Origin of the sequence: Nostoc sp., from assembly GCF_036916575.1 — a bacterium.
Taxonomy (GTDB): domain Bacteria; phylum Cyanobacteriota; class Cyanobacteriia; order Cyanobacteriales; family Nostocaceae; genus Nostoc.
Window position 1 is genome coordinate 12,937 of the sequence record NZ_JBALGC010000085.1, and the last position, 17,547, is coordinate 30,483.

14 protein-coding genes and 1 other RNA gene are annotated in these 17,547 nt (G+C 42.7%); 3 read left to right on the forward strand and 12 right to left on the reverse strand.

Annotated elements, in window-relative coordinates; all coding sequences use genetic code 11:
* Positions 1-24: 24 nt before the first annotated feature.
* Complete coding sequence (locus tag V7L29_RS17670; protein WP_334736309.1) at positions 25-765, reverse strand: RibD family protein; 741 nt, start codon at positions 763-765, stop codon at positions 25-27.
* Between the two features lie 293 nt (positions 766-1,058).
* Here V7L29_RS17670 and V7L29_RS17675 point away from each other — a divergent pair, with 293 nt between their 5' ends.
* Together V7L29_RS17675 and V7L29_RS17680 are read left to right on the forward strand one after the other, a co-directional pair.
* The gene (locus V7L29_RS17675; RefSeq protein ID WP_334736310.1) at positions 1,059-3,185 is read left to right on the forward strand and encodes an ATP-binding protein; all 2,127 of its coding nucleotides are present in this window, start codon (positions 1,059-1,061) and stop codon (positions 3,183-3,185) included.
* A gap of 459 nt (positions 3,186-3,644) precedes the next feature.
* The gene (locus V7L29_RS17680) at positions 3,645-3,776 is read left to right on the forward strand and encodes a hypothetical protein (RefSeq protein ID WP_334736311.1); all 132 of its coding nucleotides are present in this window, start codon (positions 3,645-3,647) and stop codon (positions 3,774-3,776) included.
* On the opposite strand, the gene V7L29_RS17685 is transcribed toward V7L29_RS17680, so the two are convergent.
* From V7L29_RS17685 to groL, 10 genes are all read right to left on the reverse strand, one after another.
* Entirely contained in the window at positions 3,754-5,007 is a 1,254-nt protein-coding gene (locus tag V7L29_RS17685; RefSeq protein ID WP_334736312.1) for a hypothetical protein, read from the reverse strand. The two genes, V7L29_RS17680 and V7L29_RS17685, sit on opposite strands and share 23 nt — an antisense overlap.
* A 3-nt stretch (positions 5,008-5,010) precedes the next feature.
* Positions 5,011-5,739 (reverse strand): hypothetical protein, encoded by a 729-nt coding sequence (locus V7L29_RS17690; RefSeq protein ID WP_334689183.1) that lies wholly within the window; start codon positions 5,737-5,739, stop codon positions 5,011-5,013.
* A gap of 65 nt (positions 5,740-5,804) precedes the next feature.
* Positions 5,805-8,057, reverse strand: coding sequence for a tetratricopeptide repeat protein (locus V7L29_RS17695; RefSeq protein ID WP_334736313.1), 2,253 nt, complete (start codon positions 8,055-8,057; stop codon positions 5,805-5,807).
* Positions 8,058-8,576: 519 nt separating this feature from the next.
* The gene (locus tag V7L29_RS17700) at positions 8,577-9,665 is read right to left on the reverse strand and encodes a Gfo/Idh/MocA family protein (RefSeq protein WP_334736314.1); all 1,089 of its coding nucleotides are present in this window, start codon (positions 9,663-9,665) and stop codon (positions 8,577-8,579) included.
* A 99-nt stretch (positions 9,666-9,764) separates the two neighbouring features.
* Positions 9,765-10,484 (reverse strand): ribonuclease III, encoded by a 720-nt coding sequence (rnc, locus tag V7L29_RS17705; RefSeq protein ID WP_334689187.1) that lies wholly within the window; start codon positions 10,482-10,484, stop codon positions 9,765-9,767.
* A 105-nt stretch (positions 10,485-10,589) separates the two neighbouring features.
* Positions 10,590-10,757, reverse strand: coding sequence for a hypothetical protein (locus V7L29_RS17710; protein ID WP_334736315.1), 168 nt, complete (start codon positions 10,755-10,757; stop codon positions 10,590-10,592).
* Positions 10,758-10,954: 197 nt separating this feature from the next.
* Positions 10,955-11,371: RNase P RNA component class A (gene rnpB / locus V7L29_RS17715), an RNA gene on the reverse strand.
* 46 nt (positions 11,372-11,417) lie between these two features.
* Positions 11,418-12,113 carry a hypothetical protein gene (locus V7L29_RS17720; protein WP_334689188.1) on the reverse strand — a complete coding sequence of 232 codons (696 nt, stop codon included), beginning with the start codon at positions 12,111-12,113 and terminating at the stop codon, positions 11,418-11,420.
* A gap of 64 nt (positions 12,114-12,177) precedes the next feature.
* A complete protein-coding gene (corA, locus tag V7L29_RS17725; RefSeq protein WP_334689189.1) occupies positions 12,178-13,320 on the reverse strand; it encodes a magnesium/cobalt transporter CorA in 1,143 nt (380 codons plus the stop codon).
* Between the two features lie 292 nt (positions 13,321-13,612).
* Positions 13,613-15,280 carry a chaperonin GroEL gene (gene groL / locus V7L29_RS17730; RefSeq protein ID WP_334689190.1) on the reverse strand — a complete coding sequence of 556 codons (1,668 nt, stop codon included), beginning with the start codon at positions 15,278-15,280 and terminating at the stop codon, positions 13,613-13,615.
* A gap of 157 nt (positions 15,281-15,437) precedes the next feature.
* On the opposite strand from groL, the gene V7L29_RS17735 reads away from it, so the two are divergent.
* Positions 15,438-16,520, forward strand: coding sequence for an MraY family glycosyltransferase (locus V7L29_RS17735; protein WP_334689191.1), 1,083 nt, complete (start codon positions 15,438-15,440; stop codon positions 16,518-16,520).
* A 47-nt stretch (positions 16,521-16,567) separates the two neighbouring features.
* Here V7L29_RS17735 and fabG read toward each other — a convergent pair whose 3' ends face one another.
* Complete coding sequence (gene fabG / locus V7L29_RS17740; RefSeq protein WP_334736316.1) at positions 16,568-17,314, reverse strand: 3-oxoacyl-[acyl-carrier-protein] reductase; 747 nt, start codon at positions 17,312-17,314, stop codon at positions 16,568-16,570.
* Positions 17,315-17,547 lie beyond the last annotated feature (233 nt).

A 17,547-nucleotide genomic window follows, 5' to 3' on the forward strand; every position in this document is an offset into this window, starting at 1 on the left:
CCCAATAACTTTACTTAGCGTAATCTAATCTGCTGGTCGTTGCAGGCGATAGTGCAAAAACACTTCTTGCTCAACTGCATGAACTTCAAGAAGTTGCAACTTCGGAGCTAAATCGGATAAAAATCCTTTCCCTTCGACAGGTGTGGGTGCGATACTACCACCTAAAATCAGTGGACAGACAGTCAGCCATAATTCATCAATTAAATCTAATCCCAGCAAGGAAGCGACTAATTTACCTCCACCCAAAACCACCAAGCGTGTTATATGTAGAGTGGCTAGATGCTTCAAAGCTGCGGGAATGTCAATTTCTCGTGTTGGTGTTTCAAAAACCAGAATCTGCTCAAATTCTGGAGGGCACTCCAGTGCTCCGGTTCCCAGAGTTGAGGGTAGCGTCTGTAAGCGTCCTTTCCATGAAAGTGTTCCCGCTGCTGTCGTGAGTAGCCAGCGTCTAACTGGTTGCTTAAAAAAGTGAATTTCCGGATTGAGGTTTGCAGAGTGTGTAATCACTATATAAACTGGCTGCGGAGGCTTCCCTGCTTGCGCCCGATGTTGCACTAGAGTTGAATTTGTTACGGTTAGTGTTGTTCCGTAGGCAGCCAAAGTACCAGCACCGAATAAAACGGCATCAGCAGCAGCGATTTGTTTTTCTAAGTGTGCTTTATCAACCCTTGAGCCAAACCGAGCAGGCGATCGCCTAAAATCTGCTATTTTGCCATCTGCACTCATTGCTAAAACAACTGTAGTATGAGGACGATGTTGCAACATTAGATTGATTTGATAGTTTGAAAATTTTTTTGCTAGTGTGTAGATTCTTAAAAAAATCCATGCCTGCAAGCTACTCTTTTACAATTTAACCACTGTTTTCATATGCAATACCAATCACGTTTCCATCTAGCATATATGAGTTTTGGTATACCACGTTTCTTTTTGAATTATAGCAATTTGTTATTTTTAAACATTGAAAATAAAATTCTGATAATTTAATAAAATGTCTCATCTAGCTCGTCTAATTGCATATCTTTGCTGTTGTGGTTTGCAGATGCAAAGTGAGACACTCGATGACTAATTACCGTCAATCTTCCTTTCGTCGAATTTTAGTAACGAGAATATTGCTTCTGTTTGTCCCAGTTTTATTTATAGGCGAGATTGTTGCCTTGAATAAAGCACGTTCTAGCATATTGGGAACTGCACGTCAAAATTTAACAGAAAGCGCCATCAGTAAAGGGGAGAGAATTGGAGATGCGATCGCTATCTTAAAAGCAAATTTGCTGAGTGTAAGTAAAACAACGGTGATTCCCTCGGTGCCCATACAAGAGCACGAAATTCTCACGCAGTTAAGGCAACAACTTCCAGCCAGTATTGAGTGCATCCAATTAACAAATCTGCTAAACCAGAAAATAATTGCCAGTAGCTGTGGGGATCAAGCAATTGGAGAACTGAGATTTCCTTTACCTAGTGACGGAATTGATGTTAAAGCAATCTTTCCGCCAAAGACAGGAATAACTGGTAAAATAAACACACAAAATCAATTGCGATTAGTGTTATCTGCACCAGTCTCCGATAGTCAAAGAAATTTAGTTTACAGCTTAAGTATTCAATCTGCATTGTACCAACAAACCAGAAATCCGCCGGGATCTCTTACAGGCGCTATGGTAGTGATTGCTGAAGATGGCAAAATTTTGGCGCACCCATTCACAGACTGGGTAGGAACTAATATCAATCAGCACCCAAATTATTCCCAACTTAAGAGCATAATTAAAAATGCAATTGTAGGACGAAATGACTCAATAAATTTGTCTTTTACAGATGGCAAAGAATTAGTAGCGGGCTATACGGCTATTGTAAATCCACTTACCCAACAGCAGCAGCAAAAATGGATAGTCTTAGCTGTTACTAGTGTCGATAATGCGCTTTTTGGTTTAGAGGAAATCAAACTAATTCTCATCGTTTTGACAGTTGGTTTGATTGGTGCAAGTTTGTTAGCATCTCTATATCTAGCTCCTTATTTGGCACGTCCTGTAGAAGAATTGCGAGACTACGCTCTCAATATTCACTCTCACCACGCTGCACAACCAGTTCCGCACAATTTTCAAATCCGAGAATTCAATCAACTGGCCCAAGCATTAGACCAAATGGTAGAACGACTCAAAGCTGGGGCAGAAGAATTGGAAATAGCTTGGAAAGAAGCAAAAACTGCTAACCAAATTAAAAGCCAGTTTTTAGCTACGACTTCCCATGAATTGAGAAACCCATTAAATATTATTATTAACTGTATTCGTCTGGTTGAAGATGGCTTATGTGATGACCGGGAAGAAGAAATGGAGTTCCTCAAACGTGCCGATGAAACAACGATTCACTTGCTAGGTATTATTAATGATTTACTCGACATTTCTAAAATTGAAGCAGGTAAGCTTTCAGTAGTCATGATGCCTATTGACCTCCGACAAATATTGTTAGAGGTGATTAATCTACAATCAGTTAATGTTCAACAAAAGGGCTTGCAATTGAAATGTGAGTTAGATGCTGAACTAATACCAATTAAGGCAGACGCGGCAAAACTGAAGCAAGTGCTGATTAATGTTATCGGCAACGCCACTAAATTCACTGATACAGGAAGCATCACTATTAGTACAGAAATTGAATACAGTAGTGTTAAATCTCAGGTGGTGGTTGCTGTCAAAGATACAGGTATAGGCATTGATCCAACTCAACAGCACAAACTATTTCGCCCGTTTGTGATGGTGAATGGTACAACCACGCGCCAGTTTGAAGGTACTGGACTAGGATTAGCTATTTCACGAAACTTAATCGAACTTATGGGAGGCAGCATTACTCTTGAGAGTGCAGGACTTCATCAAGGTACGACACTGAAGATTACCTTACCTTTGATTGATATCTCGCTGTTACCTGTTCCAAAGAAAGAAGCAAATGTTGGGGATCTTGGATTTTCCTCTGGGAATGAGGGGGTAAAGGTAAGCCATCACCCTAGCCTACAGGAGTCTGGGGGAAGTCCCTCTTTAGGGATCAACAAGTCTGTAAAAGCAGGGATAGACAAAGAGAAGTCTCCGAAATCCCAGTTGCTATTTGGGAAGGAGACTTGCGAGATTCGTCTTTCGCCGCTGCAAACTATTCTGGTTAGTCTTCCAAAAGCAGAAGTTTGTGCGAATGGGACTTTCAAGAGGTAATTCAGTCAAAAGTCCATTTATCAGAGGTAGCACGGACTTTCAAGAGGTAATTTAGTCAAAAGTCCATTTATCTGAGGTAGCACTACCAGCAACTAGTACTGCAAGGCGGAAGTCAAAAGGAGCCAGTGCGTTGGGCGGCTGTGCCGACTTGTACCCTTACAGGGAAGCAAGCTACGCGCAGGGTCTCCAACAGGAGAAGCAACTGGCGTTCAAAAGTCAAAAGTCAAAAGTTTTATAGAATAAGCTTTTTAGAGCTTTTCAATGCTCTACTTATTTACGCCGGGCTGTACTAGTAAATATAGCTCAATACGCTTGGGTTAAGGCTAAAACTCTTTCTTCAAATCAATTTTTTTAACGAACCGCCAAGGACGCAAAGGACGCAAAGAGAAGGAAGAAATTCTTAACCCAAGCGTATTGAAATATAGCTCCAAACCATATTCTCTGGCTAATTGGGCAAGAATGCGATACCTATGGCGGGCTGCGCCTACGCTCACCAACACCGAACGAATTACTGCAACATACCCTTTTTGGCGATCGCTTCACCCCAAATTATTCATCAACGCGATCGCTATGGTTTTGACGCTGATTTAGAAGCGTTACTAAATAACCAAGATAAAAGATTTGCAACTGTAGCAGCGCCAAAAGAGAACAGCGCAATAATTGCATCACGAGGTAAAACGCCATCTAACCAGCTACCCTGTATTTGAGAAACTGGAAAATCCTGATCTAGACCAATTTTAATCTCTTTAGTTTTCCCAGAAAAGCGGGCTTCTATTCCCTTTTTAGGGACAATTTGTAGATGGCGTATTAATTCAATATTTAGAGGAGTATCAGGATTTTCTCCCATGAGAAACTGATTTTGTTTAATGTCCTGTTCCTGTCCTACCATGCGGATTTTACCTTCCACAATAGTAGAAATTTTTAAATCGTCTCTGGCATCTTTACCATTTCTGTCTAAATCTAAAAATTTTACATCTTTGGTTTCTATCTTTTCTCTAAACCATTCTTCTGATTCAGATTTTGGAGGTTTTGTTAGGGTAATATAAATATTGGTATTTTGCGCGATTTCTAAGTTAAGTTTTTTATTATTTGGATTGACAATAAATTCTAGCGGGGTTTGCTTATCTGGTTGATTTGGTAATTTTAAATCTAGTAATTCATAACCTTCTACTATAACTTTTATTGGTTGTTCACCTAAATATAGGTCTAATGTTGTATTTTGGTTGCTTTTTAAGTTTAATTTAGAGTTAGATTGCAGAGAGAAAGCAAGTTGGTTGCGATAAAAGTCATAACTTAATCCTGCTACTTTTGTATTTGGTTGCAGCCGGAGTTCATCTAGGTTTATTTCACTTGTTGCTTGGAGATTAGCCGGAGCAAGAATCCATCTACTTTCGCTGTCTTTCATCTGGATTTTTAATAAGTCTAACTGATTAAGTTCTGGCCAAGTTTCACTTTTAAAATTACCTGTAAAAGTTAGGGTTTGTTTGCCTTCATTTTCTAGTTCTTTAATGCCGCGAATATCTTGAAGAAAGAGCTTTGATTCTTGTCCGTTATAAATAAAACTCATTTCTTGAGAAATGATATTACCTTCAAATGTATGTTTACCGGGTACAATAGCGGCAAAGGTGAGAATAGTAAAAAATAAAAGTAACAGTAGTACCAAAAATGAATTTTGATGATTTGAAATTGTTCGTAGTAAGCGCTTTAGCGTTGAAGCGCTGATTACAAACAAAGCAATTAGATTTCTTTTCAGAAAATTCAACCATTGGCGAATATTGATGAATTTAGGAAAATTTTCTTTGGCTTTTTGCCGAGATGCCATGATTTATTTTAACCAATTTGGGTTATGTTCAAATACAATTCGTCTTTCAATGCGATCGCTAGGTTCATCTCTTCGATCAATAAAAGCAACATAGTGCAGTTCATAGCGCCCAGATGGGGCATTGCGACCATCCCAGGTAAAAATAGTTTCACCCTTTTTCGGGTTGGGGCGGGAAGTGCTATAGATTGCTGGTTGACCTTTGGAGAGGATTTCAAAGTTGGTAAATCTCACTCTGTCTTGGGAATAAAAGACAAATTCATACTTACCTGAAGTTTGCCCTAGAATGACTGGAACATATACAGGCTGGGAACCAAGGTTATAGGATGCCACAGCGCGAAGGCTGTTAGCTGGGATTTTTGCTTGCCTGAGAACGTAAGTATCCCAGCTAAAGCTGAAACGCGAACCATTATTAGACAATAACAAGTCATCCATTTGATAGTGATAATTATCTCCCAAAGATTTCACTATTACTTGAGGATTTTTACCTCCATTGATGCGGGGAATTTGCACCGTAAGGGTTTTGCCAAAACTGGTTAAGTTTCGGGTAGCAATAGAAATCAAGTTCAAGCTATTGCCGCTTAATTCTTCTTCTTTGATACCTTCGCAGCGATTGGGTGGTTTGCGGCGGATGTAATCGGTAGATTTGGGGTTTCCTTCTGGGCAAGAAGCAGTAGCAGGAAGATGGCTGATGCTGAGGATTAATAGGCTGGCAAGAATAATTTTATAATTCATAATTTATTCAAAGTTAAAGAAACAGAAAAGTAATTCATCACTTGTAGAGACGCGATGAATCGCGTCTATTTCATTTTCCAGGTAGACAGTTGTTTTTGAATTTCAGACATCGGATAAGCCAAATCTCGGCCTTCACCTTTTTTTTGGGCGAAGACAATACCTAAAAGCCGATTTTGCGAGTCAATCACAGGACTGCCAGAATAACCAGGTGTGAGTGTGGCTTGAGATATTTCTAATCGCTGGTTGTTATAGCTGATTTGTCCTAATTCTATAGACCAAGATTTATCTTCACCTCTTTGAGCAGAATGACCAATAACCCGAATGGGCATTTTCGGGGTAATTGCAGCTGAGGAGATGGGTAAGGGTTGGATATCTTCTGGCAGTTTACCAATAACTTCCAAAACAGCTAAATCGAGTTGTTCGTCTGTGGAAGTCATTTTGAACAGCTTGGCATCTCGCCGCATTCGCACTCGGTCTGATGGTGGTGAACTGAAAAATTCTACTTGAATATTTTTACCCTGTTCATAGCCATCAAAAATAACATGACGATTAGTGAGGATTAATGTTCGGCTGCCTTCTCGCTGAATTATGACACCAGTGCCAATTTCTATTCCCTGGCGTTCGCGGGTAGAAAACTCGGCAGTGATGCGTACTACAGAACGCTTCACTGGTACAGTGGGATCATCTGTAGGCAACCATTGGTGATCGTCTTCTACGCTTGCTAGTTTATTCTGTTGCTCTGTCCATAACCGCCTTGCTTCTAAATTGTTGTTCGTGGCATAGACAAAATTGGCGTCAATCTCTTCTGCTTTGTCAAACTGTTCAATGGCTTCTTTTAGTTTTCCTTGCTGTTGGAATACAAAACCCAAACCATTATGAGCAGCAGTATGAATCGTGGTTAGGGTTCTAGAATTGTCTTCTGGCAATGTTAGGGCTTTTTGGTGGGCGGCAACTGCTGCGTCTAATTTGTTCTGGTGTCTCAGAGCAACGCCGAGATTGTAGTAAGCATAAGCATAGTAGGGGTTGAGTTGAATTGCTTTTTCGTAGGCGGCAACTGCTGCATCTGATTTCTTCTGGTCATCCAGAGCATTGCCGAGATTGTTGTAAGCATAATCATGGTTGGGGTTGAGTTGAATTGCTTTTTGGAAGGCGGCGATGGCTTGATCTAATTTCTGCTCGTCATACAGCACACCGCCGAGATTGTTGTAAGCATTAGCATCGTTGGGGTTGAGTTGAATTGCTTTTTCGTAGGCGGCAACTGCTGCATCTAATTTGTTCTGGTAAGACAGCGTACCGCCGAGATTGTAGTAAGCATTAGCATAGTTGGGGTTGAGTTGAATTGCTTTTTCGTAGGCGGCAATTGCTGCATCTGATTTCTTCTGGTAAGACAGAACATTGCCGAGATTGTTGTAAGCATAAGCATCGTTGGGGTTGAGTTGAATTGCTTTTTGGAAGGCGGCGATGGCTTGATCTAATTTCTTCTGGTAAGACAGCGTACCGCCGAGATTGCTGTAAGCATCAGCAAAGTTGGGGTTGAGTTGAATTGCTTTTTCGTAGGCGGCAACTGCTGCATCTAATTTCTTCTGCTCACTCAGGGCATTGCCGAGATTGTAGTAAGCACCACCCAAGTTAGGGTTGAGTTGAATTGCTTTTTCGTAGGCGGCAACTGCTGCATCTAATTTCTTCTGCTCACTCAGGGCAACGCCGAGATTGTAGTAAGCAGTAGCATCGTTAGGGTTGAGTTGAATTGCTTTTTCGTAGGCGGCAACTGCTGCATCTAATTTCTTCTGCTCACTCAGGGTAACGCCGAGATTGTAGTAAGCATTAACATAGTTGGGGTTGAGTTGAATTGCTTTTTGATAGGCGGCAACTGCTGCATCTAATTTCTTCTGCTCACTCAGGGTATTGCCGAGACCATTGTAGGCAGTTGCTAAGTTAGGGTTAAGTTGCAAGGCTTTATGATGAGATGCTAATGCCTCCTCTGATTTCCCTTGAGCATTTAGCACATTCCCTATACCCACGTAAGCTTCGGCATCATTAGGGTTGAGTTGTAATGCTTTCTGGTGAGCTGCTAATGCTTCCTCTAGTTTCCCCTGTCGCCGTAAAGCATTTCCCAAATTGTTATAAGCTTTGCCATTATTGGGTTCAAGTTGCAAAACTTGACGCCAAATTGTCTCTGCTTGGGAGTTATTACCCACTGTTTCGGCAGCGTTACCTTGTTTAAATAGCTGTTCTATATTGTTTTGAGCAATTACAAGCTGAGGTGTGATAGCCAGAGATAGAGTTAAAAATAAAATAGTAAATATACGGTTGTGCATAATCATGCTAATACGTTCTCAGATTTTATCAGGACTCACGAAAAACTCGCCAAAAACCTGATGAATCTTTGAGACAGACTTGTGAATGAGTCTTTGATACTCGTGAATGAGTCTTTAATACTCGCCAACGAGTCTTTGATACTCGTGAATGAGTCTTTGAACTCCGTTGATGAACCTCAGAGCTTCGTGAATGAGTCTTTGAACTCCGTTGATGAACCTCAGAGCTTCGTGAATGAGGCTTTGAACTCCGTTAATGATCCTCAGAGCTTCGTGAATGAGGCTTTGAACTCCGTTAATGAACCTCAGAGCTTCGTGAATGAGGCTTTGATACTCGTGAATGAGTCTTTGAACTCCATTAATGAAGTAAAATGGGCGGTTATTTAATACGATCCCAAAGACGCGATAAATCGCCGTCTCTACAAAGGACTGATTCTTGTAAAGACGGCGATTTATCGCGTCTCATTTATCGCGTCTCTTGCCTTAACCAAACAGTATTGGGTGGTTATTCTCAAAGGAAAATTAGACTTGAGAGCAGTTGTTCAGAAAAACAGCTTGGCCGCCTTGCTCAAGAGATACTGTCAGAGCAGCAAGAATTTCTACTAACTGTGTGCCTACCCAGCCAGACGAAATCTCTGAGGGAGTATTGTTGAGAATAGAGACAACAAAGGAGGAGCAAACCCGCCTCAATGGTTCGCCTGGCTCTAATTCCAGCACTATCTGCCTTTGATTCACAGGAATAAATTGATTGCCCTGCTGCTCAAACTCACCATGTAGTAGGGTTAGAGGTGATGATTGCGACATTTCATCAAAAATCAAACTCCCAAGGCTACCTACAATCCCCAGGCGTCGCTGCTTATCAGGATTCAGCCAGCACAAGTGAATATAAGCTTGAAAGCCATCTGGGTATGTCAGTGTTACCCATACTAAATCAGCCAAACCTTGAGGCAGAGGAGAATTTGTATTTTTCTTCCCCTCTGCTTCCCTGCTCCCCGGCTCCCCTGCTCCCTGTAGCCACACTGTACCCGTTGCTTGTACTTGCACAGGAATTTGACCCAGCCAAGCGTTAAAAATAGCAATATCGTGAATCGCTAAGTCCCACAGTGCATCAACATCTTGCCGGACAGGCCCTAAATGGGTGCGGGTGGCATAGCCATAACGTAGATCACCTAATTTCCCCGCTTGTACTACAGTTTGCCCTTGCTCAACTGCTGGGTGAAATAAATAGGTGTGGTCAACCATCAGTATTAAATGACGCTGTTCTGCTAACTGGCAAAGTTCCCGACATTCTGCGGGATCAAGAGTTAGGGGTTTTTCTGCCAAAACATGATATCCCTGTTGGAGAGCGTCTTTAATTAAAGCATAGTGGGTGGTAGCAGGAGTTGCGATCGCCACTCCTGTCAACCCCGACACTTTCTTCAAATCTTGCCACTGGGTTGTCAATACTACATTTTCATCTAACTTAAACTGCTGCTTGACCGCCGCTAATCGTTCTGGATGGGGGTCTACTACAGCAACTACATTTACTTGAGGATGTGCTAAAAAATTCCGCAGTAAATGCACTCCCCAACGCCCAACTCCGATGACAGCAATTTTAATTTGGTTTGTCATTAGTCATTAGTCATTAGTCATTAGTCATTGGTCATTGGTCATTAGTCAAATAACAAATGGCAACCAACTGATTATCAGTTTATTTGTAATCTTTTGAGTTCAGGGGTTTTCCTGATTAGTAATTGCTAAAAAAGCTACCTTAGCTGCGGCTTGTTCAGCGGTTTTGATCGAGCGTCCCTTACCAACTCCTAGCTTATTTTCGTGCAGCCACACTTCAGCCAAGAAACGTTCTTGATTGCGATGCGGTTGACTGACTTCCACTACCCGATACTCTGGTAAAACTTTAAATTTTGCCTGAGTCCATTCTTGGAGAGCAGCTTTGTAATTAAGTCTGGCAGGATCAAGGCGAATTTCTGTGGTTAGTTGTTGGAAGTGGGGATCTAGCCAAGAGCGGATCAATTCCAGATTTTGAGTGCTTAAGTAAAGCGCACCCAGAACTGCTTCAAAAGCATCCGCCAGTCGTGACTCTTGACCAACTTTATCAGCGGTAGCACTACCAGCGACTAGTAAGTATAACTCTAAACCATAAATTCTTGCCAATTGGGCGAGGATGCGATCGCTCACTAACACCGAACGAATTGCTGCAAAATCCCCTACTGGACAATCGGGATAATTTTCCCATAACACAACAGCCGACACCAGCCGCACCACTGCATCGCCAACAAACTCTAGCTGTTCATAATTTGCTGAATCAGAGACAGTGGGATGAGTTAGCGCTAAATCCAGCAGTTCCCACTTTATAGGTGCTTCTAGCGACAAACCTAATTTTTGGACTAAACTTTCGAGCTGCCGCTGACGGCGTGGATAAGCAAGAGGCATTACGTGACAAGGGGAAGGGGGCAGGGAAAGGCAACTAGCTATCTATCTTATATCTCTAAAGTTCTTGGACTATTACTCTTGCAACTTTTCGCTACTTCTCTCTATCTAGCTTCTCTTGATAGCTTGACGACAAAACTCAGGAGGGTCGTCTTTAGCTTTTACCTCTTCCTTCATTTCTTTGGTGACACGCAAATGTAGATATTCAGTTAATGGTCGCTCTCTATCTGTGGTGAATGGCTTTAAGTTATCTGGATTACCTTTATTTTTAGACATTGTATAGAAATACAAATAAATTTATTTTCCACATGTATATCAGTCAAGAGAAACTGTTTGGACTTTATCGAGTTAAATGGCATCTGGATACAGCATTAGAGATACTGGGAATGCTCTAAATGATCAATTAGCGATCGTACAAAATCCGTACAAAAATAATGGAGTGCAAACCGTCAAAGGTTTATACTCCATTGCAGGGAGAGAGCAGGACATAAGCCGGGTTCTGTTCTCTTGCGAGGGCAGTTATCTATCTGGGACGCTTGTTACCAAACGCCTCTAGCGGCTCTCATTGAGCGGAACTGGTAAAAGACCAACCGTAGTTCCTATCGCCTTGCTCCCAACCGGGGTTTACCGAGCCAGCACCTCTCGATACTGCTGGTGCGCTCTTACCGCACCTTTGCACCCTTACCAAATTTGTTCTTTGTCCTTCGTCCTTTGTCCTTTGTTATTTCACAAATGACTAATGACTAATGACTAATTGGCGGTATCTTTCTGTGGCACTATCCTCACGATCGCTCGCACTGGACGTTATCCAGCAAGTTTGGTCTTTCGGGAGTCCGGACTTTCCTCAAACCAGTGACTATGACTGATCTGCAACCGCCTGCGCCTACTCTCTCCTTAGATCCAGTGTACCCGTTGACAGAAAGGGTTGACAGGTTATTACTTCTTTTTATTCCAAGGTAAAGCGTAAGTCCAAGGTAGTTTCCTGACTGTGAAAGGACAATTGATAATACTAATGGGAGGGAAATCACGACCTGGAGATAGACCTAAACGCACCTCAGATATTCTGAGCACCAGTTGCAAGGAAAAGTCCAACTCCTTTCTTCTGTTAATAAAATCGTTATACAACTTTTTTTGTCCTTTTTGCAGCCCGTTGATCCCAATTAGTGGTTTTTTCGCTAAGTAGGTTCCAGCTACTTGATCGCGCTCAAATACATCTTCTGCTGTCACCGTTTCAGAAAGTGTTTTTTTGGGGGCAATCAGGCTAGGACTTTGGGGAACTGCTAAATCGCGGGTTAAGTCTGGTGATTTCCGAATCACGCGGCGTGATTGCTTGCTATGTTCAACTACTAAAGAACTATTGTCCCAGTCAACGTATACAGCAATATTGTCAGATTTATTTTCAATGCTAAGTGATAAATCTTTCAAATCGTCAATTGGATATGAAGATTTGAGTTTAAAGGAAATTCCAATTTTATCGTCGAGATTTTGTTCTTTGAGTTGCTCGTCAACAATTCCTTTTTTAAACTCAAACTTAATTTGGTCGTCGATGGATTCAACCATGCGGTTAAAAACATAGGAAACACCGATGATATAGATTGTCAAAACTATTAAATTCTGGTCGCTACTCCTCATAACTTAGAATCTCAACTCCTGGTGCTAATGAATGTATATTCGACTCATCATCCATCTACAATCTTTAATTACGCTTGATTGTTACAGAATTTTGTAGCCAGCCCCGTTGCCAAAAGAAGAATAGCAAACCAAGTGCGATCGCTAACATCACTGCCCAGCAAAGTGGATAGCCCCAATACGAATTTAATTCAGGCATATTATATGGCGATTTTTCAGGATTGAAATTCATCCCATATACTCCAGCAATAAAAGTCAGTGGAATAAAAATTGTTGAAACTATCGTTAGTACCTTCATGATTTCATTCATTTTATTACTCACTGCTGAAAGGTACACGTCCATTAATCCAGATGCTAGTTCTCGGTAAGTTTCCACCATGTCCATCACTTGCACGGCATGGTCATAACAATCTCGTAAGTAGATTCGCACTTCCTCACCAATCAAATCACTGCCATCTCGAATCAAAGAATTAATTGCATCTCGCTGGGGCCAGATAGCACGACGCAGTTGCAATAATTCTCGCCTAATTTGATAAATATGTTGTAGTGTTTGTGGGGTAGGTCTGACTATCACCTCTTCTTCTAATTCTTCGATTCGCTCACCATAAAGCTCTAGCACTGGGAAAAAACCATCAATAATCGCATCTAACACGGCGTAAGCTAAATAATCGGCTCCCTGTTTGCGGATGATACCTTTGTTTTTTTCAATTCGCGATCGCACTCCTTCAAAACAATCATGTTCTGGTTCTTCTTGTACTGTCAGCAAATAATTTTTCCCCAATATCAAACTCACTTGCTCGCTGTAAAAACCACATGTTTTTTCCTTTGCTACTATCATGCGGGCAATGAATAGCAATTGGTCTTCATAATCCTCTGTTTTAGGACGCTCTGGTACATTAACTATATCTTCTAAAACTAGAGGAGGTAACTTAAAAACCTTACCCAATCGTTGTAATATATCTTGACTGCCTAAACCTTGTACGTCTACCCAAGAAATAGATTCCATTTCTAAATATGGGACAGACTCCTCTGGGGTTGCTATTTGCTCACGGATGAAATTAGTTTGGTTATAGTCAATCAAGAAAATTATTGGTGGTGGAGCATCTGCATCAATAAAAATGGTTCCAGGTAGAGTTCCTGGTTGGTGATAGAACTCATCTTCATATGGCCTGGTTACTATTTTGGGAGGGCGGTGCAGTTTTCGTGCCATTAGATATTACCTAATAGTTATTAGTCATTTGTCATTTGTCAGTCGTAAAAATAACTGACCAGTTATAGAAGAAGCGTTATGATTTATTTCAGCTTTTGCTAGGAATTTGACAAAAATTAATCCAAAGACAGTTATTTTGAGATTAAGCAACCCTGATAATTATATTTATTTATGTCCAGCGACTTCCCAGCAATACAGATAACATATCGCCTCTAAATCAGCAATGCTATAAAAAACAGTTTGCCTTAATAAGACAAACTGCTTAAAAAATATTTATTTGGGTGAGCAGAAGTTAGAACATGCCGCCCATGCCGCCCATGCCGCCCATACCGCCCATACCGCCCATGCCACCCATATCAGGGGCAGGAGCAGCGGATTTCTTCTCTGGCTTTTCAACAACGATCGCTTCGGTAGTTAAGACCAAACCAGCAATGGAACCAGCGTTTTGCAAAGCTGAACGCACGACTTTGGCAGGGTCGATAATCCCAGCAGCGATCAAGTCTTCAAATTCGCCGGTAGCAGCGTTGTAGCCAATATTGAAGTCAGTATCCCGAACTCTAGAGACGATCACAGAACCTTCAGCACCAGCGTTCTCTACTATTTGGCGCAAGGGAGCTTCTAGCGCTCGTCCGACTATATCAGCCCCAATCTTTTCTTCTTCATCTTGTAGGCTGTTTTTAATCGCTTCTACGGTCTTGGCTAAGTGAATTAGGGTCGTCCCGCCACCAGGAACAATCCCTTCTTCCACCGCAGCTTTAGTAGCGTTCAGGGCGTCTTCAATCCGCAGTTTGCGGTCTTTGAGTTCGGTTTCGGTTGCCGCACCCACTTTAATCACTGCCACACCGCCAGCGAGCTTGGCGATGCGTTCTTGAAGTTTTTCTTTATCGTAGTCAGAATCAGTTTCTTCCAACTGTCTGCGAATTTGACCGATCCGTTTTTGCACTTCTGGCTTAGTGGTACTGCCAGCTACAATTGTGGTGTTTTCTTTGTCAATGGTGATTTTGCGGGCAGTTCCCAGCGCTTCTAGAGAAGCGGTATCTAGGCTTAAGCCAATTTCTTCAGAAATCAACTGTCCATCGGTGAGAATAGCAATATCTTCTAACAAAGCTTTGCGGCGATCGCCAAACCCAGGTGCTTTGATTGCAGCCACGGTGAGTACACCCCGCGCTTTGTTCACCACCAGAGTTGCCAAAGCATCACCTTCGACATCTTCAGCGATGATTAGCAAGGGCTGACCCGAACGAGCGACTTTTTCCAACACAGGCACTAAATCCTGGATGCTGCTGATTTTTTTGTCAGTAACCAAGATACGAGCGTTTTCAAATTCCACGATTTGCCGCTCGTTGTTGGTAACGAAGTAGGGAGAAATATAGCCCCTGTCAATCTGCATTCCCTCAACTACTTCTAGTTCGGTGGTTAGAGATTTGGATTCTTCAACGGTAATTACACCATCTTTGGTGACTTTTTCCATTGCTTGGGCTAGCATATCACCAACTTCTTCATCGTTACCAGCAGAGACAGTGGCGACTTGAGCGATCGCACTTCCTTCTACTGGCTTGGTTATTCTGGCAATTTCTTGTACCAGTGCCTCAATAGTTTTGTCGATCCCGCGCTTCAAGCTAACTGGGTTACTACCCGCCGCGACGTTCTTCAAACCTTCCCGAATCAAGGCTTGTGCCAAAACTGTGGCGGTGGTGGTACCATCCCCAGCGACATCTTTAGTTTTTGAGGCTACTTCCTGAATGAGTCTTGCACCAGTATTTTCCAAAGGATCTTCTAATTCAATTTCCTTGGCAACAGTGATACCATCGTTGACAATTTGGGGTGCGCCAAATTTTTTTTCTAAAAGGACATTGCGACCTTTGGGCCCCAAGGTAATTTTTACGGCATCGGCAAGGGCGTTAACACCCCTTTCTAGAGATCGCCGCGATTCCTCGTCAAATGCAATAATTTTCGCCATGTTTTATTTCTCTAGCGCTTCCATTAGACAATTTAGCACTCACAGGGCAAGAGTGCTAATCTTCCAAGCGGCTCAAGTTACAAATGGAAATAAAAAAATTGATTAATATACAGGTGATGCTCATATTAGATACAGGCAGTAATGCTTGAATTGGGAGATGAATTTAGACAACTCCCTTAAGTCCCTCGGTATAGCTGACCCTAGCGGCACCGGCTGGTTGGCGGTAGTATTTACGTTCCTCTTAGCTTGGCTTGTAACTTGGCGTTTAATTCCGACAGTCCGCAAATTCGCCTTGCGGGTAGGTTGGGCTGATCAACCCAACGCACGGCGACTCAACCGAGAACCTTTACCCAATGCAGGGGGGCTGGCTATCTACGCGGGTGTGATTGCCGCGCTGGTATTAGCTAGCCTTTTACGACCTATCGAACTCCAAAACGTATTGGCTCAGGTACTCACTATTTTGTTGGGGGGTTCGATATTAGTCCTTGTGGGCTTTATCGATGATCAATTCGGCTTACCGCCCTCTGTTCGATTGTGGGCGCAAATTGTTACGGCACTGTTGCTGGTAGCTAATGGTATCAGTGTCAAAGTCTTGTTTGGCACCCCTATCGACTCGCTCCTGTCTATGTTGCTAACGGTACTGTGGGTAGTAGGAATTACCAACGCCATCAACTTGATGGATGGTATGGATGGCTTGGCAGGAGGAATCAGCTTTATTACCGCCATGAGTTTGTTGGGGGTTGCAGCTCAATTTAACAATCGTGCGGCGGCAATCTTGGTACTTGCAGCCTTGGGGGGTGCAGCACTAGGCTTTTTGCGCCATAACTTCCATCCGTCACGAATTATTATGGGTGATGCCGGAGCATACTTTTTCGGCTATGTGCTGGCAGCAACTAGTATTTTAGGCAAACTGCAACAAAACACAGTTTATGCGCTAATTCCTACGGTTTTATTTCTGTTGTTACCAGTGCTAGACACCACTCAAGTATTTGTACGGCGGCTACTAGCAGGAAATAACCCTCTAAGTACTCCTGGCAAAGACCACCTGCACCACAGCTTACTTGCTTGGGGACTTTCCCAGCGCCATGCTGCGTTCACCCTTTGGTCAATTACCTTAGTTTTCAACTTGCTAGCGATGAGAATACAAGGTATGAGTTTGGTTGTGATGCTGACTACCGCCAGTAGTATTATCATTCTTTTGGGTTTTACTGTCTGGCAAAGGATACGCCAACAGCCTTAGTTACTTGTAGGGTGGGCATTGTAATGCCCACCCCACGTCAGCACTACTTACGCCATTACCATACCGCCATCGACGTTAAAAACTTGTCCAGTGACGTAGGCAGCGGCGGGATCGGCGGCAAGAAAGCGCACCATCCCAGCGACTTCTTCGGGCTGACCGAAGCGACCGAGTGGAATGTATTTGAGAATATCTTCGGAGTTGTTGAGATCGCTAGTCATGTCGGTGGTGATGAATCCAGGGGCGACGGCGTTAACGGTGATCCCGCGAGTAGCGAGTTCTTTGGCAACGCTTTTAGTGAAGCCGATTACACCTGCTTTGGCGGCGCTGTAATTTGCCTGACCGGGGTTGCCCATTTGCCCAGCAACGGAGGTAATGTTGATAATCCGCCCCGATCGCTGCTTTAGCATGATTTTACTGACTGCGCGTGTACATAAGAAAACACCAGTAAGATTAAGGTCTATTACAGCCTGCCAATCTTCTGGCTTCAACCGCAATAAAAGGGTGTCGCGGGTAATACCTGCATTGTTGACCAAAATATCCACACGGCTGAACTTTTCGGTGACGGCGTTAACTAGTGCGTCTACTTGATCACTTTTAGAAACGTCAGCTTGGATTGTGATCGCCTCACCTCCCACATCTGTAATTTCTGTAACAACTGCCTCAGCTGCGGCACTCGAACTAGCATAATTGACAACTGCGATCGCTCCTTGTGAGGCTAATTCAATTGCGATCGCTCGGCCAATTCCTCTTGATGCACCTGTGACAATTGCGACTTTATCTTGTAATAGCGTCATTTAATGTTCCTCAATCTTAGAAATACTGCGCTAATTATCTTATGGCGATTTCGGGAACATCTAAATATTGTCTGGATAATATCTAACTCTTGCGGGGTGATAATCTTGCTGTCATACTGCAAGTTAGATAGCTAATGGATTCAGGGTTAGCGCATCTCAAAGCCTATTGACAAGCGGACTTGCCTGATCAGCAATAAGGTTTGAAACAAAGTGGCGCTATCAGAGCTAGGGTA